The following is a 23,029-nucleotide window of genomic DNA, read 5'->3' as shown; positions in this document are numbered from 1 at the left end:
GGACGGGACGCCGCACACGGAGGTCAGCATGGAGGACTACGGCATCACCGGCGCGCGGGTGGACCTCGAGGTCGTCGTCGACATGCCGCAGGAGCGGTTGTGGGACCTCGTCACCGCCGTCCACCGGGTGAGCGAGTGGAGCCCCGAGTGCGAGCACACCGCCCTGCTCGACGGCGGCGAGGGACCGGTCACCGTGGGGACGCGCTTCGAGGGGCGCAACCGCCGCGAGGGCCGGGTCTGGACGGTGAACTGCGTCGTGACCGAGGTCGAGCACCAGCGCTCGTTCGCCTGGCTGGTGCTCGACCGTGCCGCCGACCCGGAGCGCCCCTCGTCGTCCTGGCGCTACGACCTCGAGCCCGGCGACCTTCCCGGCCAGACCCTGGTGCGGCACAGCTTCGTGCACGGCCCGGGGCACAGCGGCCTGCGCGAGATGATCCACAGCCACCCGGAGATCGCGCCGATCATCCTCGACGTACGCCTCGAGGAGCTGCGCAAGCACATGACCGAGACGCTCGACGCGATGACCGCCGCGTCCGTCTGACCGGACGCCCGGGGCGGAGTGGGGAACCCCACCCCGGAATCTTCGGACCTACTTCGTCAGCCGGACCTCGGCGGTGATCCCCTCCGTGCGGATCTCGCAGGTGCCGAACGCGCTCTCGGCGGCGAAGCGGGCGAACAGGTCGCGGGAGTAGGCGCGGCGGCGCAGCATCAGCAGCGGCACCTTGGTCAGGACGGAGTTCAGCGGCGTCAGCCCCATCCCCCTGACCTCCTCGTCGATGTCGGCCCGGGACGCCTCCCTGGTCATGTCGTGCACCACCGCGGTGCCACCGGGACGCAGCACCCGGTGCATCTCGTCCAGCGCGCGGACGGGCCGCCCGAAGTTCTTGAACGCGGCCTGGCAGACGACCAGGTCGAACGAGCCGCCGGGGAAGGGGAGGTCGGCGGCGTCACCCCGCCGCACGTCGACGCGCACCCCCGCCCGCCGGGCGTTGTCCGCGGCGATCTCCACGAACGTGCGGCTCAGGTCGAGCGCGGTCACGGCGAAGCCGAGCCGTGCCATCTCGACGGCCAGGTAACCGGGCCCGGGAGCCACCTCCAGGACGGCCGCCCCGGCCGGCAGCCCGGCGGTGACCCGCGCGGCGTACCGCCGTACGACGGCGATCTGGGGCGCCGAGGCACGCTGCCGCGCGTACCACCGGGCCATCGCGCCCTCCATGCCGGGCGCCCGGGTCTTCGTGATCTTTTCCATGGTTCTCCTCCGGTTCCGGATCATGCGTGTCCGAACCGGCCCGCGGAGGGAGCCCGGATATCCTTGCGGTTGCCACCTTCCGGCCGGATTCCGCCCGCGGTTTCGGTTCGGGGGTCACGGGCCCCGGCCAGGTGTTCCCGCACCTCGCCGGGGTCCGTTCCTGCGAGTTCAGTCCGTCGTACGGCCCCTTTCCGCGAGTTCGGCCACCTCCGGCGGCATCCGCCCGGACTCGTGCCAGGCCCGCCACAGGTCCAGGCCGGGGAACGACCCCGCGGTCAGCTCCTCCAGGAAGGAGCGGACCCAGGACGCCTCGGCCTCACGAACGGCGAGTTCGTACTCCGCCTCCACGAGGAACAGCCGCGGCACCTCCCGGCGTGCGGTGTCGAGCATCTCCCGCTGGGCGGTGATGTCCTCGTCCAGCAGGGCCAGCCGCCGGCGCAGCAGGCCGGCCAGCTCGTCCGGCGGCAGCACGGCGCCCACCGACAGACCGGCCTGGAAACGTGACTGCTCCCGCTCCGGCGTCGCGATCAGGTCGCGCGCCCAGTCGGCCAGTTCCGCCCGTCCGGCGTCGGTGATGCGGTAGATCGTGCGCTCGGGGTGCGCCCCCTGCCGCACGGTCTCCTCCACGGCCAGGAACCCGTGTCTCTCCAGGTTGCGCACGACCGTGTAGAGCGAGCCCCACTTGACGCCCATGTCGCGGTCCTTGCCGCGGGCGCGGATCAGCGTGGCCATCTCGTACGGGTGCATCGGCCGCTCGACGACGGTGGCGAGCACGGCCAGGCCCAGCAGGTTGTTCACCTTCCGCCGTCCGGCCAAGTGCCTCACCCCATCCTGATACTCGTTCGCGAGTATACGTCGGCGAGTAGCGCCCGTGAACTCCCAGCGGCACGAGTGGCGAGACATGGCTGTCAGATTCCCGAAGTTAGGTCCGGCTCGATGCCATGGTGTCGTTGATGATCCCCCTTGCCACCCCACGCCAGGACTCGGACCTGATCGCCGAGTCAAGGGCGCGGCCCGAGGCGTTCGCGGCGCTGTTCGACCGCTACGCGGCGATGCTCTACCGCTACGTGTCCCGCCGACTCGGTCCGGAGGTCGCCGAGGACCTGGTGGGTGAGACGTTCCTCGTCGCGTTCGGGCGCCGGGACCGCTACGACCTCACCCGCCCGGACGCCCGTCCCTGGCTGTTCGGCATCGTCAGCAAGCTCGTCTCCCGGCACCACCGCGACGAGGCCGCGCGCTATCGCGCGCTCACCCGCAGTCCTCTCGACGACGTCGCGGAGTCCCCCGCCGAACGGGTGGAGGACGGCGTGCGCGCGACGGCCGTCCGCCCGCTGCTCGCCTCCGCGCTCGCGCGCCTGCCGAAGGGCGACCGCGACGTCCTGCTGCTCATCGCGTGGGCGGACCTGTCGTACGACGAGGTGGCGCAGGCACTCGGCATCCCCGTGGGCACGGTGCGCTCACGCCTGAACCGGGCCCGTCGCAAGGTGCGCGAGGCGCTCGGCCACACCAATCCGCTGCGGGACGAGGAGTGACCATGGACGACCTCACGACGCTCCGCGACTTCGGCCGGGGTCTCGAGCACGAGCCTCCCGCCGGTCTCGTACGCCAGCGAAGCCGCCTGCTCGACGAGGCGGCGGGCGGGCGCAGGCGGCGCCCGGCGAGGTGGCCGGGCGGCCGCCGGGCGGGCTGGATCGCCCTGGCAGCGGTCGCGGCGATCACCGCCGCGCTGATCGTGGTGCCGACCGTGCTGCTGCGCGGGAGCACCGGCGCGCACCTCCTGACGCCGGCCACGGGAGACCGTCCGTTCAAGCAGGGCGAGGCGTTGACGGTGCTGCTCCTCGGCACCGACCAGCCGCCCTTGCACGGCGGCAACCCCGCGGAGCGCAGCGATCTCATCATCCTGCTGCGGCTGTCCGCCGACCGGAAGCGGGCGACGGCCGTCAGCCTGCCCCGCGACTCCCTGGTCCGGATCCCACAGTGCCGGTCCGCCGACGGCCGGACCGTCGCCGCGCACGTCGACATGATCAATCAGGCGTACGCGATCGGTGGCCTGGCCTGTGCGTGGAAGACGGTGGAGACCACGACGGGCGTGCGCGTCGACCACGCCGTCGCCATCCGCTACGACGGCCTGGCGAAGCTGGTCGACGCGCTCGGCGGCGTCGAGGTCACCCTCCCCCGCGCGGTGGACGACCCCAAGTCGAAGCTCAAGCTCCCCGCGGGCCGCTCCCTCGTCGACGGCCGGACCGCGGTGGCGTACGCGCGCCTGCGGTACGTGGGCGACGGCTCCGACATCGCCCGCATCAAGCGGAACATGACCCTGATGCAGGCGATGCTGAAGAAGGCCTCTCGTCTCGGCGAGCCCGCCGCCCTGGTCTCCTTCGTCCGCGTGGCCGCCACGTCGGTCACCACCGACGCGGGGCTGGACCTGGACGCCATGCTCACGCTGGCCGTGGACGTGCAGCGGGCCGGCACCCGGGTCACGGCCCTGACCGTGCCGTGGCGGCCCGCCGAGCGGGATCCGAACCGGATCGAGTGGAAGCAGCCCGAGGCCTCCCGTCTGTTCGCACAACTCGCCGACGAGTGAACCCGTGGCGCCGGGGGGCGTCAGCGTCGTCAGCGCGCGGTCAGGCCCGCTGGACGGCCGGTTCCCACAGGTCGGCGGCGCGGGCCTCGGCGAGAGCGCCGATGCGGGCCAGCGCCTCGGCGGCGGGCATCGCCTCCAGTGCGCGCCCGTCGCGCAGGCGCAGCGCGACCTGGTCGCTCCCGGCCTCCTTCGCGCCGATCACCGCCTGGTACGGCGCCAGCCGGGCGGCCCGGACGCGGGCGCCCAGGCTGCCCTGCTCGGGACCGGAGACCTCCGCCCGCAGGCCCAGCTCGGCGCAGCGCCGTACGAGCGCCTCGGCCGGGGGCGCCTCGGCCTCGGTCACCGGCAGGACCACGACCTGGGTGGGGGCGAGCCAGGTGGGGAAGGCGCCGCCGTACACCTCGATGAGGTGCGCGACCGCCCGCTCCACGCTGCCGATGATGCTGCGGTGGACCATGACGGGCCGGTGCCTGCCGCCGTCCGGGCCGACGTAGCGCAGGTCGAACCGCTCGGGCTGGTGGAAGTCGACCTGCACGGTGGACAGGGTCGCCTCGCGCCCGGCGCCGTCGGCGATCTGCACGTCGATCTTCGGGCCGTAGAACGCGGCCTCGCCCTCCACGGCCTCGTACGCCAGCCCGGAGCGGTCGAGGACGCCGGTCAGCATGGCGGTCGCCCGCCGCCACATCTCGGGGGCGGCGACGTACTTCCCGCCGGCCCCCGGCAGCGAGAGCCGGTAGCGGACCGGGCGGATGCCGAGCACCTCGTACGCCTGCCGGATCAGCTCCAGGGCCCCGGCCGCCTCGTCGGCGACCTGGTCGAGGGTGCAGAAGATGTGCGCGTCGTTGAGCTGGATCGCCCGAACCCGGGTGAGCCCGCCGAGCACGCCCGACAGCTCGGAGCGGTACATGCCGCCCAGCTCGGCGACGCGCAGCGGCAGCTCGCGGTAGCTGTGCGAGCGGGAGCGGTAGATCAACGCGTGATGGGGGCACAGGCTCGGCCGCAGCACGACCTGCTCGCCCCCGAGGTCCATCGGCGGGAACATGTCGTCGCTGTAGTGGGACCAGTGCCCCGAGATCTCGTACAGCTCCCGTTTGCCCAGCACGGGGGAGTACACGTGCCGGTAGCCCGCCCGCCGTTCGGCGTCGCGGATGTACTCCTCCAGGGTGTGCCGGATGACGGCGCCGTCGGGCAGCCAGTAGGGCAGCCCCGCGCCGATCAGCGGGTCGGTGTCGAACAGGCCAAGCTCGCGGCCCAGCTTGCGGTGGTCGTGCATCGCGGTCTCCTCGCGTTCGTCCGCGGCGAGGCGAGTGACCGGACGACGACGAAGCCCCGGGGCACTCGCCCCGGGGCTTCGGTGAAGGTACGTGTCAGCGCGCCGGGACGGTCTCCGGCGTCGTCGTCAGCGCGCGCATCATGCCGCGAACGCTAGCACAGCCGATGATCGTCCCTGAAGTAGTTATCCCTCTACCTAGATTGCAATCCTAACTAGCTCGCTCTATCGTCTAGCTCGTGAACCTGACGTAAGAAGGGCGGCAATCCATGAGCTTCTCGGCTCCGAGCCTTCTCCTCGCGGCCCCGCTGACGGCCTATCTGGCCTTCGTCTCCCCGTGGCTGGGCAGGCGGCAGTACGACCGGCTGGCGCGCCGCCGCGACCACGACCCCCGGGCGCTGGTGCACGCGTACCGGCTGTGGATCGCCGAGGAGTGGGTCTGGGTCGCCGTGGCGGCGCTGATCCTGGTGCTGTCGCCGGGGATCCGCCCCGCGGATCTGGGCTTCGCGACGCCGACCCACCTCAGCCAGATCGCCCCGGCGGTCGCCGGCATGACCGGCGCCATCGTGATCGGCACTGTGCTGCTGCACCGCCTGGCCCGCTCCGGCCGCGCCGTACCGGGCCAGGCGGCCGTGGCGGAGTTGATGCCCCGCACTTCCGCCGAGCGGTGGCACGGCCTGGGCATGGCGGTCACCGCGGGCGTCTGCGAGGAGATCGTCTACCGTGGCCTGCTCATCGCGCTCGGCGTCGGCGCCCTGGGCCTGAGCACCACCGCGGCCGCCGCCCTGGCCCTGGCGGTCTTCGTGGCGGGCCACTGGTACCAGGGCTGGAAGGGCATGGCCGTGGTGGCTCTCCTCGGCTTCTGGCTCACCACCGTGTACCTGGCGACCGGCAGCCTGTTGCTGCCGATCGTGATGCACGTCCTGATCGACGTCCGGGGGCTCGTGTGCCTGCCGGCACCTCCCCGGGGGACGGTCGGTCAAGCGGTCTAGGTAGTACTCCTACCGTGCGAGGATGACGTCATGGCGACCGACCGCCGCGCGAGTTGGCTCAAGGGCGTCCTCGACCTGCTGGTGCTGGCCACCCTGACGGAGGGCGAGAACTACGGCTACGAGATCGCCAAGATGCTGGCCGGCTCCGGGCTCGGCCAGATCCGGGGCGGCACTCTCTATCCCGTGCTCAACCGCCTGGAGGAGGCGGGCCTGGTGTCGGCCGAGTTCCGGGTGACCGAGCGCGGGCCGGGCCGGCGCTACTACCGGCTGACCGAACAGGGCAGGCAGACGCTGGCCGAGCAGGGCCGCCTGTGGCTGGCGTTCGACGAGTCCGTACGCACAGTGCTGGCCTCGGGAGGACTGAAGTGATCACCTACCTCGACGAGCTGAAGGCCCTGTTGCGCGAGGGCGGCGTGCCCGCGGAGCAGGTCGAGGCCACCGTCTCCGACCTCGCCGCGTACGTCGCGGAGACCGGCGCCGACCCGGAGGAGGAGTTCGGGCCGGTCGGCGACTTCGCGGGGCAGTTGCTGACGGCGCGCGCGCCCGAGGCCGACCCGGCGGACGCGACCGAATGGCGGTGGACCGCGGACATCTTCGCCGACCGGCAGACGCTGGCCCGGTTCGGCGACCAGGGCTGGGAGATCGACCGGATCGACCATCTCGGCAGGTTCGTCAGTCACCGCGATCCGGAACGGCCGCAGCGATGGGAGTACCGCAGGGAACTGGTGCCTCCGGGCGGGGGCCGCGCGCTGGCGGCGCGGCTGGCGCCCGAGGGCTGGGAGCCCTGCGGCACCTGGATGTACTACCGGTACTTCAAGCGGCCCAGGGCCGCCAGCGTGGGACCTGCCGCGCAGCTCGACTCGCCGCCCGCGGCGCCCCGGAGCAGCGTCTTCTTCAGCCGGCGCTTCTACCTGCTGATGGCCGTGGCCCTGCTCGCCCTGGTCGCGCCCGGGCTTGTGCTGGCGCCGTCCGACGGTGACGGGGCGGGCTTCTTCGCCGGCATGGCCGTCGGCGCCTGCGTCGCGATCGCGGCCCTGGCGTCGATGTGGTTCTGGATGGCCCGCCGCCGTCCCTGAGCCGGGGCACTCGTGCCCCTCCCGCCGATCCTCGCCCGGGCGAACCTTGTCGGCCGCGGCACTAGCCTGAGGCTCTGATGGACCGTATGACGACGGCGCGGGGAGACTTCGACCTCGCCCGATTTCCCGAGGACCCCCGCGACCCGCTCCGCGCGTGGGACGCGGCCGACGAATACCTGCTGCGGCACCTCGACGAACGCGAGGGCGGGCCGGTGGACCTGTCGGGGACCGTGGTCGTGCTGGGCGATCGGTGGGGCGCCCTCGTCACCGCCCTCGCCGCGCACCGCCCCGTCCACCGGCCGGTCCAGATCAGCGACTCCTTCCTCGGTCAGCAGGCCACCCGCGCCAACCTGGAGCGCAACGGCCTGGACGCGAGCGCCGTAAGGCTGCGCACGACCAGGGACGCGCCGCCGGAACGGATCGACGTGCTGCTGGTGCGGGTGCCCAAGAGCCTCGCCCTCCTGGAGGACCAGTTGCACCGCCTCGCCCCGCACGTGCACGAGGGCACCGTGGTCGTCGGCACGGGGATGGTCACCGAGATCCACACCTCGACGCTGAAGCTGTTCGAACGCGTCCTCGGGCCGACCCGGACCTCGCTGGCGGTGAAGAAGGCGCGGCTGATCTTCTGCTCGCCCGGCGCCGGGCTGCCCCGAGGTGTGAGCCCGTGGCCGCGGAGCTACGCGCTGCCCGCCGACGTCGGGGTCGTCTCCGGCCTGACCGTCGTCAACCACGCCGGCGTCTTCTCCGCCGAGCGCCTCGACGCCGGCACCCGGCTCCTGCTGCGCAACCTGCCCGCGCGTACGGGGAGCGAGCACGTGGTCGACCTCGGCTGCGGCAACGGGGTCGTCGGGCTCGCCGCCGCGCTGGCCGGCGACGAGACCGAGGTGACGTTCGTCGACGAGTCCCACCAGGCGCTGGCCTCGGCGGAGGCCACCTTCCGGGCGAACGCCCCGGCGGGCGCAACCGCCCGGTTCGTGGCGGCCGACGGCCTGTCGGGCTTCCCTCCGGGCACGGCCGACCTGGTCCTGAACAACCCGCCGTTCCACAGCCACCGGGGCAGGACCGACGCGACCGCCTGGCGGATGTTCAACGGCTCGCGCGCCGCGCTGCGCCGGGGCGGCGAGCTGTGGGTGGTCGGCAACCGCCACCTCGGCTACCACGTCAAGCTGCGCCGGCTCTTCGGCGGCTGCGAGGTCGTCGCGAGCGACCCGAAGTTCGTCGTGCTGCGGGCCGTCAAACGGTGATCAGAACAGGGTGAGCGGCTCGTCCGGCGCCGGTCCCTGCGAAACAGGCTCGGGCAGCGGCTCCACGCCGGGCACCTCGGCGCGCACGTCGTCGTGGAACCGGCGGGCGAGCGTCAGCGCGTCGGCGTTGTCGGGCGTGTGGACGAACACCGTCGGCGAGCGGCCCTCGCGCAGCCATCCGGCCACCGCGTCCACCCAGTGCCGCCAGCCCTCGGCCGTACGCTCCGGGTCGTCTCGGCCGATGTAGCGGACGATCGGGCGGTCGGTGAGCGCCGCCGTACGCAGCGGCACGCGCGGCTTCTTCGTCCAGGCGTCCCGTTCGGCGTCGCTGGTCGGCGGGCTGCGGAACAGGACGGTCGTGTCGAACGGGATCCACTCGGCTTTCGCCCCGGTCAGCACGCGTTCCAGGAGCCGTACGGCCCGGGGGTCGTCGAAGAACGCGCGGTGACGCACCTCCACGGCGTACCGGTACGCACGGGGAAGGCGGCCGAGGAAGGCCGCCAGCGCGCCGGTGTCCGCCGGGCCGAACGAGCCCGGGAGTTGGATCCACAGCGCGTGGGCGCGCGGGCCCAGGGGCTCGATCGCGTCGAGAAAGGCGTGCAGGTCCTCGTCGGCCCCCGTGAGACGGCGCTCGTGGGTGATCGGCTTGGGCAGCTTGACCACGAAGCGGAAGCCGGGGTCGGTCTGCCGCGCCCACGATTCGACCGTGTCCCGCGAGGGCGTCGCGTAGAACGTGGTGTTGCCCTCAACCGCGTTGCACCAGGTCGCGTAGGCCCGCAGCCGCTCCCCGGGAGGAAGCGGATGCGGCAGCAGACGCCCCCGCCACGGCGCGTGCGTCCACATCGCGCATCCCACATGAAGCCGCATGGCCCAGACGCTATCCAAGACGGGCGACAGCTTCCGAGCGCAGGTCCTGCGGCCCCGCGTCCGCGGACGCCTCGCCCAGCCACACGTCGGACCGACGCAATCGGCTGTCAGAGCGGCTCGGAGCACCACCCGCGGCCGCAGATGTGGTAGACGATGACACGGCCGCCCATGCCGGGCCGGCCGGCTTGAGGCCGACCGACCCGAGGCTGGGCATCGTGAGGCCGACAAGCAGGGCCATGCGCCGGCGCTCTCCGAGCCGGCGCCACCCGGCCGCTTCCTACGCAGAATGGTGACCGCGTGCACCCACACGATCTGCTCGACCTACTCGGCGCCCGGCGGCTCCTGGCCATCGTCCGCGGCGACGACCCGGTGGCGGCGCTGCGCAGCATCGACGTCCTCGCCGAAGAGGGCGTGACCCTGATGGAGGTCTCGCTCAGCGGCGCCGGCGCGCTGCCGGTCATCCGGAAGGCGGCCTCCTCCCTGGGCGCGGACGTGCACCTCGGCGCCGGAACCGTGCTGACCGCACGGGACGCCGTCGCGGCCCGGGACGCGGGCGCCACGTTCGTCGTCACGCCCGGCCTGGGCGAAGGAGTGGACGAGGCGCTGCGCCTCGGACTGCCCGTGCTCGCCGGGGCGCTGACCCCCACCGAGGTCATCGCCGCGACCGCGCGGGGCGCCGCCGCCGTCAAGCTCTTCCCCGCCTCCGCGGGAGGGGCCTCCTATCTGCGCGCGCTGCGCGACCCGTTCCCCGCCGTGCCGTTCGTTCCGGTTGGCGGTGTCGGCCTCGACAGCGTGCACGACTATCTGGAGGCCGGCGCCGTCGCGGTCGGTCTCGGCTCGCCGCTGCTCGGCGACGCCCCGCGCGGCGGCGACCTGGACGGCCTGCGCCGCCGCGTGAGAAAGGCGCTCGGCCTGGTGGGCGCGCCATGAGGGCGGACGTCCTGACGATCGGCGAGGCGATGGTCACGGTCCGCTGCGCCGGATCGCTGCGCCTGGGCGGCGACGCGCGCGTGTCCGTGGCCGGCGCCGAGGCCAACGTCGCGATCGCCCTGTCCCGCCTCGGGCACACGGCCCGCTGGGCCGGCGCCCTCGGGAACGACGAGCCCGGCGAGCTCGTCCTGCGCACACTGCGAGCCGAGGGCGTCCTCACCGACCACGTCGTGCGGCGTACGGACGCCCCGACAGGCCTGCTGCTCCGGGACGTGGCCGCCGGGGGCCGGGCCCGCGTGCACTACTACCGCAGGGACTCGGCCGCCTCGGCGCTGTCCTGGACGGAGGTGCGGCCCGCCGTCGACGCGGGTCAGGCGGGCCTGCACCTCACCGGCATCACGCCGGCGCTGGGGCCCGCGCCGCTGGAGGCCGTCACCGCCGCCGCCCGCGAGGTGCGCCGGTCCGGCGCCTGGGTGAGCCTCGACGTCAACCACCGCTCCCTGCTCTGGACCCGGGAGGCGGCCGCGCGAGCGCTGCGCCCGCTGGTGCCGTACGTGACCGTGCTGATCGCGTCCGACGACGAGCTGGCCCTCGTGGCGGACGGCGACGGCGACCGCGACCAAGTGGCGGCCCTGCTGGAGGCCGGAGTCGAGGAGGTCGTCGTCAAGCGCGGCGCCGCGGGCGCCGGCTACCACGACCGGCGCACCTCCTTCGACGTCCCCGCGCGCAGGGTGCCCGTCGTGGACGTCGTCGGCGCGGGCGACGCGTTCACCGCCGGATACCTGTCCGGGCGGCTCGACGGGCTCGACGCGTACGGCCGGCTCGAACGGGCGACCCTGCTCGGCGCCGCCTCCGTGGCCTGCGCCGGGGACTGGGAAGGGCTGCCCACCCGGGCGGAGCTGCCCGCCCTGGCCCTGCCGGAAGGGGAGCCGCTGCGCTGACACGCGGCGCGGCGGCCGCCGGAGGGAACCTCGGGCGGCCCCCGACCGTATGGAGAACGACATCGCGGAGGAGGTCGGTGTGGTGATCAGACGGGGCCTGTGGGCCTTGAGCGCACTCGTCGTGGCCGCCGGGTGCTCGGCGGGTGGTCAGGCGCCCGAGGCCCGGGACGCCGGGCGGCCGTCCGGCGCGTGCGCGTCCGCCGTCAGCCGGGACGCGCTGCCGACCTGGGCACGCGGGGGCTTCAGCGACGACGGATCGGGAATCCCGCACGTGTTCGGCGAGCGCGGCGACATACTCGCCGTGCTGTTCGAGTATCCGCCGAAGGCGTCCACCGATCCCGGCGACGGCACCAAGATCCTGTGGGTCTCGCGGCTGCCGCAGCAGCCGATGCGGCCGCTGACGATCGAGGCGCGCCTCGACGGGACGACGACCTCGGTGACCCGTGAGATCACGGGAGGCGCCGGGCCCTCGTCGGTCAGCCTGCCCACGGCCGGCTGCTGGCGCCTGACCTTGAGCTGGTCGGGACATACCGACACCATGGCGCTCACGTTCGCCTGACCGCGCGGTCCTGCCGGCACGTGGTCCCTCAGCACACGTGGTCCCTCAGCACGTCGGGCGGTAGTCCAGCGTGGGGAAGTGGGAGGTCCACTCCGCGCGGGTGAGGTCGCGGCCGATCTCCGCGCAGAGCCGGCCCACGAGCGCTTCGGGCCGGAGCCCCCAGCGGATGATCCTGCCGTCCTCGCCTCCGGAGATCAGGTCCCCGTCGGCGGTGAAGGCCAGTCCCCTGATCGGAGCCGTGTGACCGGTCAGCGTGGCCGAGGGCCGCATCGTCCCGAGGTCCCAGACGATGATCGTGCGGTCGTCCCCCGCGGACGCGAGCGAACGGCCGTCCCGGCTGAAGGCGAGGACCTGGATCGGAGCCGTGTGACCGATCAGCGTGCCGCGGCCCGCCCCGGTCCGCGTGTCCCAGAGCCTGACGGTGCGGTCGGCGCCCGCCGTGGCGATCGACGTGCCGTCCGGGCTGAAGGCGACGTCGAGCACCGACCCCTGCCCGGCCCTGAGGGCGCGTACCTCCCGGTCCCGGGCCAGATCCCAGACGATGAGGTCGCCGGCGGGGCCGGTCGTGGCGAGCAGCGGCTCGTGGGGGCTGAACGCCAGCGCCGAGACGAGGTATCCGCCTGGGAACGGCGCCTCGACCGGCTTCGCCGGATCGCTGACGTCCCACCGGAACCGGCCGAGCGCGGTGGCGACGAGAAAGCGCCCGCGCGGATCGAAGGCGACGTCGGTGGACGCGCCGAGCCCCTGGTACGCGGCCGTGCCGAGCCTGCGTCCGCTGCCGGTGTCCCAGAGGGTGAGCGTGTGACTGCGGGTGACGGTCGCGAGCCGGCGCCCGTCCGGGCTGAAGGCGACGGCCCGCACATGGTCGGGGTGGTCGCCGATCGTGGCGACCGGGTTTCCCCGCACGTCCCACAGGCGGACGGTCCTGTCGCTGCTCGCCGACGCCACGAGCCGGCCGTCCGGGCTGATCTCGATGTCGTTCACGGCCTGGCTGTGTCCGCTGAACGGGGGAACGGCGCGCTCGCGGACCACGATGGTCCGGCCGAGCCCGCCCGAGGCGAGCATGGAGCCGTCGGCGCTCAGGGCGAGGGACAGCGTCTCCGTGCGGCTTCTGTCCTGGTAGGTCTCGACGGGCTGCCGTCGCGCCACGTCCCAGATCGTGATCAGGCCGTCCTCGTCGGCGACGGCGATCCGGCCGGCGACCGGAGCCGACATGTCCCAGGTGTACGGCGACCTCTTCGGCAGCCCCGGCAGTCGAGTGACATGGTCGCGCGCGATCCGCCAGAACCGCACACCGTAGTGCGACGATCCCGTGGCGAGGGTTCCGTTCGCGGGATCGAAGCCCAGCCTGTGGACGTTCACGGCGTCGAGCGCCGCGACCTTCGCCCCGGAGGAGACGTCCCACACGAGGGGGTTCTCGGTGCCACCCGTGGTCGACACCAGGAACGCCTGGTCGGGACTGAAGGCGAGCGCCACGACCTCCTCCCGGTGTCCCTTGAGCGTGCGCATGCTCCCGTCGCGCAGGTCCCACAGCTCGACCTCGCCCGTGCCGGCCCCGACCGCGATCCTCGTGCCGTCCGGGCTCAGCGCCATCGCGTCGGTGAGCCTGTCCCGTTGCCGCTGGAACACGGCCCGGCGGGAGGCCACGTCCCAGACGACGACCACGCCCCTGCTCGATCCGAGCGCGGCGTCCCTGACCACGGAGGCGAGCAGGCTGCCGTCGCGGCTGAACGCCGCCGCCCTGGCGTGGATCTCCCCCGGTCCCGTACGGGTCAGCGGACCGGGGAACGTGGCGACCCGCTCGCGGGCCCGCACGTCCCAGAGGCCGACGGCTCCGTCGGTGCCGGCCGAGGCCAGGCGCGACCCGTCCGGGCTGAACGCCAGCCCGAAGACCGCCGGCCCTTCCTGGTTGAGCTCGGTGCGGCGGCGCGCGGCGGCCGACACGCTCAGCAGTGCGCCCCGTGTCTCGGGCTCGGGGTCGAGCCGGAACGCCGCGATCGCCAGCAGGCCGGCGAGGTCGGGGTCGGTGCCGAGGAGCGATCGGGCCTGCAGGGACTGCTGCCGCGACAGGGCGACCAGTTGCTGGTGGGCGGCCTCGCCGCCCTGCCGTACGGCCACGCCGCCGCCGAGCAGGGCGAGCAGGAAGAGCACGGCCATCCCGGCCAGGAGGCGTTGCAGCAGCCGGGTGCGGCGCCGCGCCGCGGTGCGCTCGCTCTCCTCCAGCGCGCGGCTGGCCCGCAGGAAGGCGCTTTCGGTGTCGTTGAGCTCCTGCGGGTGGTCCTCCGCCCAGGTCCGGGCGACGAGAAGCTGGGCGCCCCGATACAGGGCCCCCTGGTCGCGGTCCAGCTCCCGCCACAACTGGGCGGCGTCGGTGAGCCGCCGGTGGACGAACAGGTTCTCGCGGTCGTCGGTGAGCCAGTGATGGAGCCGCGGCCAGGCCCTGATCAGCGCCTCGTGTGCCACGTCGACCGTCTCCTCCGCGAGGACGACGAGTCGCGCGGCGGCGAGCCGGTCGAGCACGCGTGCGGTGACGCCGGGGTCGGCCACGCCGACGAGCTCCGTCCGGGAGATGGGACGCCTGGTGTCCTCGGTGCCGTCTCCCAGCGCGGTCAGCCGGAGGAAGATCCTGCGCGCCGCCTGCCGCTCCGCCGGGGCGAACTCGCCGTAGACCCGTTCCGCGCTCTGCGCGATGGCGCCGCGTACGCCGCCGGCGGCCAGGTAGGCCGGCAGCGTGAGCCTCGGTCCTGTGGCGTTCCGCCAGGTCTCCAGCAGCGCGTGCGAGACCAGCGGCAGGCTGCCCGGCTCCTCGGCGGCGTCGGCCAGCACCGTGGCCAGCAGGTCGGGTGCCACGGTGAGCCCCGCCCGGGCGGCGGGCCGTACGACGATCTCCCGGAGGTCCGGCGACGACACCGGCCCGACGAGCATCTGGGCCTCGCCGCCGAGCGCCTCGACCAGGGCGGGGTGCTGGGTCAGGTGGGCGAGGAAGTCGGCGCGCACGCCGAGCACGAGGACGACGCGGCCCGCGTCGAGTGCGACGCCGAGGAGAGCCTCGACGAACCGGCGGCGCTCGTCGTCGTCGGCGCAGAGCGTGAAGGTCTCCTCGAACTGGTCGACCACCAGCAGCAGGCGGGTCTCCGGCACCCCGCGCAGTGCGACGGCCAGGGCGGCCGGATCCCGGGTCAGGTCGTCGCGCAGCGCCATCGGGTCGCCGCCGGTCGCCTTCGCCACCAGGTCGGCCAGCGCGTCCAGCGGGTGTTCGCCCGGCGTCATGAGCAACCCCCGCGAGGGCGCCCCCTGCCCGTCCCCGCTCGGCACGGACCCCAGCAGGCCGGCGCGCAGCAGCGACGACTTGCCGCTTCCCGACGCGCCGAACACGCCGACCACGGGCAGCCGGTCGACCAGCTCGCGGAGCCGGTCGACCAGATGGGAACGGCCGAAGAACCACTCCGCGTCCTCCGGCTGGAACGCCATCAGGCCCCGGTACGGGCAGTCGCCCGTCTTCGGCCGCTCCGCGGCCGGGGCGAGTGCCGGGAGGAGGTCCTCGTCCCCGCGGAGCATCGCCTCGTGCAGACGCCGGAGCACGGGGCCGGGCTCGATGCCGAGCTGGGCGTTCAGGAGGTCGCGGGCCCGGCGGAAGACCTCCAGCGCCTCGGCCTGACGCCCGGACCGGTACAGCGCGAGCATGAGGTGCCCGTGCAGGCTCTCCCGGTAGGGATGCTCCTCGATGAGGTCGGCGAGTTCGGCGGCCACCTCGGCATGCCGCCCCAGTGCGAGCTCGGTCTCCGCCAGCCGCTCGTACGCCGTGAGTCGCGACTCCTCCAGCCGCCGGGCCTCGTCGGCGACGAGCGGGCAGTCGGCGAACTCCGCGAACGCCGCCCCCCGCCACAGGTTCAGCGCCGCGCGCAGCCGATCTCGGGCGGATTCGAGGTCGCCCTGCTCCAGGGCCGCGCTCGCCTGGGCGGCGAGGCCACGGAACCGCGTCGCGTCGAGCACGTCGGTGACGATCGCGTATCCGCCGGGCCGTCCGGGCAGGACGTGCGCGCCGTACGCCCGCCGCAGCTGGTGGATGTAGAGGTGGACGTTGCGCCGCGCGGACGCCGGCGGCCGGTCGCCCCAGACGGCGGCGATCAACCAGTCGACGGACACCGGCTGGCCCGCTCTGGACAGCAGCGCGGCCAGGGTGAGCCGGAGTTTCGGCGCTCCGTCTACAGGGACCGGACGGCCATCGCGGGTAACGCTGAGCGGCCCCAGAACATGAAATTCCACTCAGATTCCGCCTCTGTCCGGACACCGGAGTGAAGAATCCAGGATCACCGCCTGCTCTGTCAACGAGCCGGTAAAGGCGGTGACCCCGCCCGGACCACACCGTCGCACGCGTTCCCCATCAGGACCTATACGGCCCGTATACCGGCCCGTCCGATGCTCGGCTCGAGCCGCTCGGGCCTCGCCCGGATCCGGCTCGTCGGCCCGCACCCCCGCCCCGGGGGACGCGGGCGCATCGCCAGGCGGGGTATCGGCAGGGGCATATCCCTCCTGGCGCTCTTCTTCCGGCGCCGCATCATGTGGCGCCGCATCACAGGGCACCGAAAATTAAATTTGTCTTGACAGTTGAACTAGTCGGCTGCCAGTCTGGAGTCACGCAAGCGCGAGACAGAGGAGATCCAGATGCGCAAGATCGTCGCCAGCTTCTTCATGTCCCTCGACGGTGTCGTCGAGTCGCCCGACCAGTGGCACTTCCCCTACTTCAGCGAGGAGATGGGCGCGGCCGTGGGCGCACTGATGACGGAGTCCGACGCGATGATGATGGGCCGGGTCACGTACGAGGCCTGGGCGGCCTACTGGCCGGGCAAGACCGACGCGGACGACCCCTTCGCCGGCTTCATCAACAACATCCGGAAGTACGTCGTCTCGACGACCCTGGACACGGTCGAATGGCAGAACTCCACCCTCGTCAACGGCGACCTGGCAGAGGAGATCACCAAGCTCAAGCAGCAGCCGGGCGGGACCATCGGCATCAGCGGCAGCACGAACCTCGTCCGCTCGCTGATGCGGCACGGTCTGCTCGACGAGCTCCGGCTGCTGGTCCACCCGCTCGTGGTCGGCAAGGGCCAGCGGCTGTTCGAGGAGGGCCTGGAGATCCCGATGAAGCTCACCTCCTCGGAGACCTTCCCGACGGGCGTGCTGTCCCTCGCCTACCAGCCCACGGAGAAGTGACCGCCGCGGCCGTCCGGGCGTCGGTAGTATCCGGCCACGTGACCGAAGCGCAGCCCGTGATCCGGCAGGTTTCCTCTCGCGTCGTCTACCGCAACGCGTGGATGACCGTACGAGAGGACGCGATCGAGCGCCCGGACGGCTCCCCCGGCCTGTACGGGTACGTGGTCAGGCCCGACTTCGTCCTGATCGTGCCGGAAGAGGACGACGGCTTCCACATCGTGGAGGAGTACCGGTACCCGATCGGCCGCCGCTCGTGGAGCTTCCCCCAGGGCATGGCCGAGGCGGACACCCGTGAGGACGAGGCCCGGCGCGAACTGGTGGAGGAGACCGGGCTCCTGGCCGACCGGCTGCGCTATCTGGGGCGCATGGACAACGCCCACGGGATGACCGACCAGGGGCTGCACGTCTACTTGGCGACCGGCCTCACCAAGGGCGAGCCCCGCCGCGAGCACACCGAGCAGGACATGCGCCAGCGATGGGTGCACCGCTCCGAGTTCGAGCAGATGATCCTCGACGGCGTCGTCAGCGACTCGTCGTCCGTCGCCGCCTACATGCTCTGGCGGCTGCGCCGCTCGTGAGGCCGTACGGCACGGCCGTGTCGTTTCTGTACAAGACCCGGGCGAGCGACCCCGCCTAATCTCCTGTTCGCAGCCACCGTCGTATGGAAAAGGAGCGGAGCACATGGCCAGGATCGTCGCGAACTTCTTCATCTCCCTGGACGGCGTCGTCGAATCGCCCGACCAGTGGCACTTCCCGTACTGGAACGACGAGATGGGCGCCGTGGTCCAGGCGGGCATGCAGAACTCGGCCGGGATGCTGATGGGCCGCAAGCTGTACGAGGAGTGGTCGGCGTACTGGACGACGACGGACCAGGACCCGGAGATCGCCGCGGCCTTCAACAGCGCCCCCAAGTACGTGCTGTCGAGCACCCTGGAGAAGGCGGACTGGAACAACACCACCGTCGTCAACGGCGACGTCGCGGCCAGGGTGCGCGAGCTCAAGGAGCGGATCGAGGGCGGCGACCTCCAGATGTCGGGCAGCGCGACGACCGTGCGGTGGCTCCTCGCCAACGGGCTGCTCGACGAGCTGAACCTGCTCGTCCACCCGATCGTCGTCGGCCGCGGGCAGCGTCTGTTCGAGGACACCCCGACGCACAAGCTGAAGCTGGTCAAGTCCGAGACGTTCAAGACCGGCGTGCTCAACCTCAGCTTCGTCCCGGACGCCGGCTGACCTCGCCTCAGACGTAGTAGCCCTCGACGGGTAGGCGCGCCTCGCCGAAGAGCGCCGGCCCCTCCTGCCGCACGGACGGAGGGCCGGCGGGCGGCTTCAGCGTGGCGAGTTGCTCGCCCGAGAGGGCGAAGACGACCCGGCCGAGCCCGGAGCGCTCGATGGCGCCCGCGCACATGCCGCACGGCTGGCAGCTCGTGTACATGGTGGTCGCGGCCGCGGCGGCCGGATCGAGCTCGCGGGCGGCCCAGCGTGCGAGCTTCAGCTCGGGGTGGGCGGTGATGTCCGACTCCGTCAGCGTCGTGTTGCGCTCCTCGGCGAGCACGTCGCCGTCCGGGCCCACCAGCAGCGAGCCGAACGGCGGGTTGCCGCCCGCCCGGGCCTGCGCGGCCAGCTCGATCGCCCTGCGGAGGAACTTCTCGTCGTCGGGTGTCATGACTGCTCCGCTCCTGTGTACGCGGCGGCCACCGCCTCGAGCATGTGCCACGCCGTCTCGGGATGGTTCGTCTCCTCGGGGTCCCCATGGAAGGGGTCGAGCAGGACGGTCTCGGCGCCCAGGAGGCGCAGCCGTTCCAGGTCGTCCACGACCTGGTCGAGGGTGCCCTCGCCGGCGTGGCGCCCCTCACCGGTCACCGGGGCGCCGGTGAGCCGCAGCAGGATGCGCGGGGCGAACACGGGGGCGGGGCGCCCCAGGCTCTCCGCGACGGCGGCCAGCCGGTGCATCCGCTCGTCCAGCCACGGGAAGGTGAACCGCAGCGGGTGCCACGCGTCGCCGAGGAGCACCGCCCTGCGTAGAGCGGCGTCGCTGCCGCCGCCGATCCAGATCGGGATGTGCCCGGCCCGGTAGTCCTCCTCGTCCCGCCAGGCCAGGCGGATCGCCCGCAGGTGCTCGTCGGTCAGCGCCCCCCGCCGTTCGTACGGCACGCCGAGCGCCTCGAACTCCTGCCGCGCCCAGCCCACCCCCACGCCGAGGACCAGCCGCCCCCCGCTGAGCTGCTGGAGGTTGGCCGCCATCCGGGCGGTCAGCAGCGGGTGCCGGTAGGGCAGGATCAGCACGGTGGTGCCGAGCCTGATCCTGGTGGTGATTCCGGCGAGCCAGGACAGCGTGGTGAAGGGCTCGTAGAACGGCGCGGGATACTGCTCGGCCACGTCGGGAGTCACCACGATGTGGTCGGAGACCATGAGCAGGTCGAACCCGAGCCCCTCCGCCGTCTCGGCCCAGCCGCGCAGCACGTCCGGCCGGGTGCCCGGGCCGAAGTTCGGGACGTTGACGCCTAGTTTCACCGGTCCAGCCTATTCAGGCGATCAGGGCCTGTGGAAGAAAGAACTCCCTGGATGGAGGGCATCTGGCCGTGGATTTCACGGTATATTCGGCCGATGGCCGAGAGTCTTGACGTGACGGACTGGTCCATCCTGACCGAGTTGCAGCGCGACGGCCGCGTACCGCTCACCGAACTGGCCCGGCGGGTGAGGCTCAGCGCCTCCGCGACGACCGAGCGGGTACGGCGGATGGAGGCGGCCGGCGTCATCAGCGGATACCGCGCGGTCGTCGACCTGGGGAAGGCCGGATACGCCGTGCTCGCCGTGGTGCGGCTCAAGTATCCGGGCAGCCGGCACGAGCCGCTGCACCGGTTGCTCGGCGAGCGCATGGAGATCCTGGAGTGCCTGCGCACCACCGGCGACGACTGCTACACGCTCAAGGTCGCCGCGACCTCCATGGCCCACCTGGAGAAGGTGGTGGACGATCTGGCGCAGTTCGGCAGCACCACGACCAACATCGTCTACAGCGAGACCCTCCCGTACCGCGGGCCCCATGCCCCGTGACGCCCGTCGTGTCACGCGGCGGGTCTGGTGGCGGGCTGCGCCCTGAAGGAGATGGCCTCCATGAGGGCCTTGTGCTTGGTGTTCTGGAAGGCGGCGACCTTCCATTCGCCGGTCGCCAGGCGGACCAGGGTGTAGGTCTGGACGCGTCACGGCTCCCGGGTCAGGACTCCCGGGTCAGTGCGGCCGATCTCGCGACGGCGGCGCAGCGGTCCTCGCCGGGAGCCGCCCCGGTGGCGGCGTGCTCCAGCAGCGCCAGGAGGACACGCCGGTCCTGGGGCGGGAGCCCGGCGAGCAACTCGCCCTCGGCCCGCGCGACGCGCGCGTCGAGTTCGGCGAGGACACCCCGGCCGTGCTCGGTCGGCACGATGCGCCGCGCGCGGCGGTCGGCCGGGTCCTGGCGGCGCTCCACGAGACCGCACCCCTCGAACTTGTCGAGCAGGTACGTCATGACGGTGCGGTCGATGCCGAGGCGGGCGGCGAGCGCGGCCTGCGTCGGCGGCGCCTCGTGGACGACCGCGGAAAGCACCTGGTAGCCGCGCACCCCGTGCGGCAGGTCGCGTGAGATGTCCTCGACGCGTGTGCTCCACTCCCTCAGCAGCACGGTGAGGGACCACCCGAGCACGGATCCCTGGGTGGACGGCGTCGGGGTGCCGGTCTGTTCGCGCGCGCTCACACCGTCCACCCTAACCCGGAATACGCTGACTCTCCGATGAGTTGTGCCGCATATAGTCTGTAAAATAGACTACTTTGGAGAGGGCCCGGCAATGAAGGATTACGGCCACGATCTGGCCTTCGGCACGTTTCTCACACCCCAGAACCAGGACCCGCAGGGACCGGTCCGGCTCGCCCAGGTCTCCGAGGCCGCCGGGCTGGATCTCGTGACGTTCCAGGACCATCCGTACCAGCCGGGGTTCCTGGACACCTGGACCTTGCTGTCCTGGGTTGCCGCGCAGACCGAGCGGATCACCGTCTCGGGCAACGTGCTGAACCTGCCGCTGCGCCCGCCGGCGGTGCTGGCCCGGGCCGCGGCATCGCTCGACCTGCTCTCCGGCGGCCGGTTCGCGCTCGGCATCGGCGCGGGCGCCTTCTGGGACGCGATCGAGTCGATGGGCGGCACCCGCCTGACACCCGCCGAATCGGTGACCGCGCTGGAGGAGGCGATCGAGATCATCCGCGGCGTCTGGGACGTGCGCGAGCGCCGCATCCTGCGCGTCGACGGCGAGCACCACCGCGTCGCCGGGGCCAAACGCGGCCCGGCCCCCGCCCACGACATCCCCATCTGGGTCGGCGCCTACAAGCCGCGGATGCTGCGCCTGGTGGCGCGGGACGCCGACGGCTGGCTCCCCTCGCTCGCCTACCTCAAGGACGGCGACCTGCGGCGCGGCAACGAGATCATCGACGAGGCCGCGGCGGAGGCCGGGCGCGACCCGGCGCAGGTGCGGCGCCTGCTGAACATCGGCGGCGCGGTCGCCGAGACCCGCCAGGGCTTCCTGCAGGGATCGGTCGAGCAGTGGGTGGAGGAGCTGACCGGCCTGGCGCTGGAGGACGGAATCGGCACGTTCATCCTGAGCACGGACGACCCGCGGCTCATCCAGGTGTACGGCGAGGAGATCGCCCCCGCCGTACGCGACGCGGTGGCGCGTGCGCGGGCCGCCACGGGCACCGTCCCCGCGGCCGCCCGCCGCGGAACGGCCGCGATCGCAATGCGCCGCGACGGGATCGACTACGACAAGGTCCCGGCGAGCCTCGCGGCCGACGCCGTGGAGCCCGGCGACCGCGCGTACGAGTCCGTGCGGCACAACTACCTGCGCGCCGGGTCCCCCGGCCTGGTGCTGCGCCCCCGGACCGTCGACCAGGTCGTCGAGGGGCTCGCGTACGCCCGGTCCCAGGACGTGCCGCTCGGCGTACGCTCCGGCGGGCACGGGATCAGCGGCCGCTCCACGAACGACGGCGGCATCGTGCTCGACGTCGGCGCGCTCGACACCGTCGAGGTCGTCGACCCGGCCACCCGCCGGGTGCGGCTGGGCGCGGGCGCGACCTGGGGCGCGGTCGCCGAGGCCCTGGTCCCGCACGGATGGGCGATCAGCTCGGGCGACTACGGCGGCGTGGGCGTGGGCGGCCTCGCGACCACGGGCGGGATCGGCCTGCTCGGGCGCAGCTTCGGCCTGACGATCGACCACGTCGTCGCCGCGCAGGTCGTGACCGCCGACGGGCGGGTGCTGCACGCTTCGCGGGAGGAGAACCCCGACCTGTTCTGGGGCCTGCGCGGCGCCGGGGGCAACCTCGGAGTGGTGACCTGGGCCGAGATCGAGGCGATGGAGCTCGGCGACGTCGTCTTCTCCCAGATGACCCTGGACGCCCACGACACGGCCGGGCTGCTGGAGCGCTGGGGTGCGGCCGTGGAGAAGGCGCCGCGTGAGCTGACGAGCTTCCTGATCCTGTCCCCGCCGCGCCGCGGCCAGGACGCGGTCGCCCAGCTCATGACCGTCTACGCCGGCGCGGACACCACCACCGCGGTGCACGAGCTCGAACGGCTCGCCGAGGCCGGCCCGCTGCTGGGGCACCAGGGATACGTGCTGCCCTATTCGGGCGTGGTGCAGCCGGCCGACAGGCACCACACCGGCGGCGGCGACCCCGCCGTACGCTCCGGCCTGGTCACTCACCTGGACGGTGACGTGAGCCGCGCCTTCGAGAGGATCGCACGCTCCGGGGTGTCCTACTTCCTGCAGATACGCGCCACCGGTGGCGCCGCGCACGACCTGGCTCCCGACGCGACCGCCTATCCGCACCGGCACCAGAACTTCCTGCTCACCGCTATGGGCGCCGCGCAGCCGGCCCTGGACGCCGCGTGGGACGCCGAGGTCGCGCCGCACACCGACGGCCTCTACCTGTCCTTCGACACCGACACCCGGCCCGAGCGGCTGGTCGACGCGTTCGGCGAGGCCAACCTCGCCCGGCTGCGGCAGGTCAAACGCGCCTACGACCCGGACAACGCGTTCCGCGCCAACTTCCCCATCCAACCGGCCGACGACTGAGCATCGTGCGAGTGATC

At 72.9% G+C, this 23,029-nt stretch carries 22 protein-coding genes and 1 pseudogene; 15 read left to right on the top strand and 8 right to left on the bottom strand.

Going from position 1 to position 23,029, the window contains the following annotated elements; translation table 11 throughout:
• The first annotated feature begins 28 nt into the window (after positions 1-28).
• A complete protein-coding gene (locus tag HHX41_RS05520) occupies positions 29-541 on the top strand; it encodes an SRPBCC family protein (RefSeq protein ID WP_182905048.1) in 513 nt (170 codons plus the stop codon).
• A 48-nt stretch (positions 542-589) separates the two neighbouring features.
• Here the strand turns inward: HHX41_RS05520 and HHX41_RS05515 are convergent, their stop codons facing one another.
• Together HHX41_RS05515 and HHX41_RS05510 are read right to left on the bottom strand one after the other, a co-directional pair.
• Complete coding sequence (locus HHX41_RS05515; RefSeq protein WP_169983973.1) at positions 590-1,249, bottom strand: class I SAM-dependent methyltransferase; 660 nt, start codon at positions 1,247-1,249, stop codon at positions 590-592.
• A 168-nt stretch (positions 1,250-1,417) separates the two neighbouring features.
• The gene (locus HHX41_RS05510; RefSeq protein WP_310741787.1) at positions 1,418-2,074 is read right to left on the bottom strand and encodes a PadR family transcriptional regulator; all 657 of its coding nucleotides are present in this window, start codon (positions 2,072-2,074) and stop codon (positions 1,418-1,420) included.
• Positions 2,075-2,202: 128 nt separating this feature from the next.
• On the opposite strand from HHX41_RS05510, the gene HHX41_RS05505 reads away from it, so the two are divergent.
• Both HHX41_RS05505 and HHX41_RS05500 read left to right on the top strand, forming a co-directional pair.
• On the top strand, positions 2,203-2,781 hold the full coding sequence (locus HHX41_RS05505) for an RNA polymerase sigma factor (RefSeq protein WP_259400644.1): 579 nt from the start codon (positions 2,203-2,205) through the stop codon (positions 2,779-2,781).
• Positions 2,782-2,783: 2 nt separating this feature from the next.
• Positions 2,784-3,833 carry an LCP family protein gene (locus HHX41_RS05500; protein WP_182905045.1) on the top strand — a complete coding sequence of 350 codons (1,050 nt, stop codon included), beginning with the start codon at positions 2,784-2,786 and terminating at the stop codon, positions 3,831-3,833.
• A 40-nt stretch (positions 3,834-3,873) separates the two neighbouring features.
• Here the strand turns inward: HHX41_RS05500 and thrS are convergent.
• Positions 3,874-5,112, bottom strand: a pseudogene (thrS, locus tag HHX41_RS05495) (threonine--tRNA ligase); the annotation flags it as partial.
• A 260-nt stretch (positions 5,113-5,372) separates the two neighbouring features.
• Here thrS and HHX41_RS05490 point away from each other — a divergent pair.
• The 4 genes from HHX41_RS05490 to HHX41_RS05475 all read left to right on the top strand — a co-directional run bounded on the left by HHX41_RS05490 (position 5,373) and on the right by HHX41_RS05475 (position 8,415).
• Complete coding sequence (locus HHX41_RS05490) at positions 5,373-6,095, top strand: CPBP family intramembrane glutamic endopeptidase (RefSeq protein WP_182905043.1); 723 nt, start codon at positions 5,373-5,375, stop codon at positions 6,093-6,095.
• Between the two features lie 30 nt (positions 6,096-6,125).
• Positions 6,126-6,464, top strand: a complete 339-nt coding sequence (locus HHX41_RS05485) for a PadR family transcriptional regulator (protein WP_169983967.1) — start codon at positions 6,126-6,128, stop codon at positions 6,462-6,464.
• Entirely contained in the window at positions 6,461-7,171 is a 711-nt protein-coding gene (locus tag HHX41_RS05480) for a hypothetical protein (RefSeq protein WP_182905042.1), read from the top strand. Before HHX41_RS05485 ends, HHX41_RS05480 begins: the two co-directional genes overlap by 4 nt.
• A 77-nt stretch (positions 7,172-7,248) precedes the next feature.
• Entirely contained in the window at positions 7,249-8,415 is a 1,167-nt protein-coding gene (locus HHX41_RS05475) for a methyltransferase (RefSeq protein WP_169983965.1), read from the top strand.
• Here the strand turns inward: HHX41_RS05475 and HHX41_RS05470 are convergent, their stop codons facing one another.
• Positions 8,416-9,282 carry a DUF72 domain-containing protein gene (locus HHX41_RS05470; protein ID WP_169983964.1) on the bottom strand — a complete coding sequence of 289 codons (867 nt, stop codon included), beginning with the start codon at positions 9,280-9,282 and terminating at the stop codon, positions 8,416-8,418.
• Positions 9,283-9,579: 297 nt separating this feature from the next.
• Here HHX41_RS05470 and HHX41_RS05465 point away from each other — a divergent pair, with 297 nt between their 5' ends.
• The 3 genes from HHX41_RS05465 to HHX41_RS05455 all read left to right on the top strand — a co-directional run bounded on the left by HHX41_RS05465 (position 9,580) and on the right by HHX41_RS05455 (position 11,712).
• Complete coding sequence (locus HHX41_RS05465) at positions 9,580-10,212, top strand: bifunctional 4-hydroxy-2-oxoglutarate aldolase/2-dehydro-3-deoxy-phosphogluconate aldolase (RefSeq protein ID WP_182905041.1); 633 nt, start codon at positions 9,580-9,582, stop codon at positions 10,210-10,212.
• On the top strand, positions 10,209-11,153 hold the full coding sequence (locus HHX41_RS05460) for a sugar kinase (protein ID WP_182905040.1): 945 nt from the start codon (positions 10,209-10,211) through the stop codon (positions 11,151-11,153). The genes HHX41_RS05465 and HHX41_RS05460 overlap by 4 nt, the downstream gene beginning before the upstream one ends.
• Before the next feature lie 79 nt (positions 11,154-11,232).
• Positions 11,233-11,712, top strand: a complete 480-nt coding sequence (locus HHX41_RS05455; RefSeq protein ID WP_220503747.1) for a hypothetical protein — start codon at positions 11,233-11,235, stop codon at positions 11,710-11,712.
• A 45-nt stretch (positions 11,713-11,757) separates the two neighbouring features.
• Here HHX41_RS05455 and HHX41_RS05450 read toward each other — a convergent pair whose 3' ends face one another.
• The gene (locus HHX41_RS05450; RefSeq protein WP_182905038.1) at positions 11,758-15,978 is read right to left on the bottom strand and encodes a BTAD domain-containing putative transcriptional regulator; all 4,221 of its coding nucleotides are present in this window, start codon (positions 15,976-15,978) and stop codon (positions 11,758-11,760) included.
• Positions 15,979-16,377: 399 nt separating this feature from the next.
• Here HHX41_RS05450 and HHX41_RS05445 point away from each other — a divergent pair, with 399 nt between their 5' ends.
• From HHX41_RS05445 to HHX41_RS05435, 3 genes are all read left to right on the top strand, one after another.
• The gene (locus tag HHX41_RS05445; protein ID WP_169983959.1) at positions 16,378-16,926 is read left to right on the top strand and encodes a dihydrofolate reductase family protein; all 549 of its coding nucleotides are present in this window, start codon (positions 16,378-16,380) and stop codon (positions 16,924-16,926) included.
• A gap of 38 nt (positions 16,927-16,964) precedes the next feature.
• Entirely contained in the window at positions 16,965-17,504 is a 540-nt protein-coding gene (locus tag HHX41_RS05440) for an NUDIX hydrolase (protein WP_310741786.1), read from the top strand.
• A gap of 103 nt (positions 17,505-17,607) precedes the next feature.
• Positions 17,608-18,156 carry a dihydrofolate reductase family protein gene (locus tag HHX41_RS05435; protein ID WP_169983958.1) on the top strand — a complete coding sequence of 183 codons (549 nt, stop codon included), beginning with the start codon at positions 17,608-17,610 and terminating at the stop codon, positions 18,154-18,156.
• Between the two features lie 7 nt (positions 18,157-18,163).
• Here HHX41_RS05435 and HHX41_RS05430 read toward each other — a convergent pair whose 3' ends face one another.
• Positions 18,164-18,589 carry a nucleoside deaminase gene (locus tag HHX41_RS05430; RefSeq protein ID WP_182905037.1) on the bottom strand — a complete coding sequence of 142 codons (426 nt, stop codon included), beginning with the start codon at positions 18,587-18,589 and terminating at the stop codon, positions 18,164-18,166.
• The gene (locus tag HHX41_RS05425; protein WP_182905036.1) at positions 18,586-19,437 is read right to left on the bottom strand and encodes an LLM class flavin-dependent oxidoreductase; all 852 of its coding nucleotides are present in this window, start codon (positions 19,435-19,437) and stop codon (positions 18,586-18,588) included. Before HHX41_RS05425 ends, HHX41_RS05430 begins: the two co-directional genes overlap by 4 nt.
• 93 nt (positions 19,438-19,530) lie before the next feature.
• On the opposite strand from HHX41_RS05425, the gene HHX41_RS05420 reads away from it, so the two are divergent.
• Positions 19,531-19,977, top strand: a complete 447-nt coding sequence (locus HHX41_RS05420; protein WP_182905035.1) for an Lrp/AsnC family transcriptional regulator — start codon at positions 19,531-19,533, stop codon at positions 19,975-19,977.
• A 160-nt stretch (positions 19,978-20,137) separates the two neighbouring features.
• Here the strand turns inward: HHX41_RS05420 and HHX41_RS05415 are convergent, their stop codons facing one another.
• Positions 20,138-20,650 (bottom strand): MarR family winged helix-turn-helix transcriptional regulator, encoded by a 513-nt coding sequence (locus HHX41_RS05415; protein WP_169983954.1) that lies wholly within the window; start codon positions 20,648-20,650, stop codon positions 20,138-20,140.
• Positions 20,651-20,741: 91 nt separating this feature from the next.
• On the opposite strand from HHX41_RS05415, the gene HHX41_RS05410 reads away from it, so the two are divergent.
• Positions 20,742-23,012, top strand: coding sequence for an LLM class flavin-dependent oxidoreductase (locus HHX41_RS05410; RefSeq protein ID WP_182905034.1), 2,271 nt, complete (start codon positions 20,742-20,744; stop codon positions 23,010-23,012).
• The last annotated feature ends 17 nt before the right edge of the window (positions 23,013-23,029 follow it).

Source organism: Microbispora sp. H13382 (assembly GCF_014161445.1).
In the GTDB taxonomy this organism is placed as follows: domain Bacteria; phylum Actinomycetota; class Actinomycetes; order Streptosporangiales; family Streptosporangiaceae; genus Microbispora.
The sequence above is the reverse complement of the archived record's forward strand: the minus strand, read 5'-3'. Positions and strand labels throughout refer to the sequence as shown.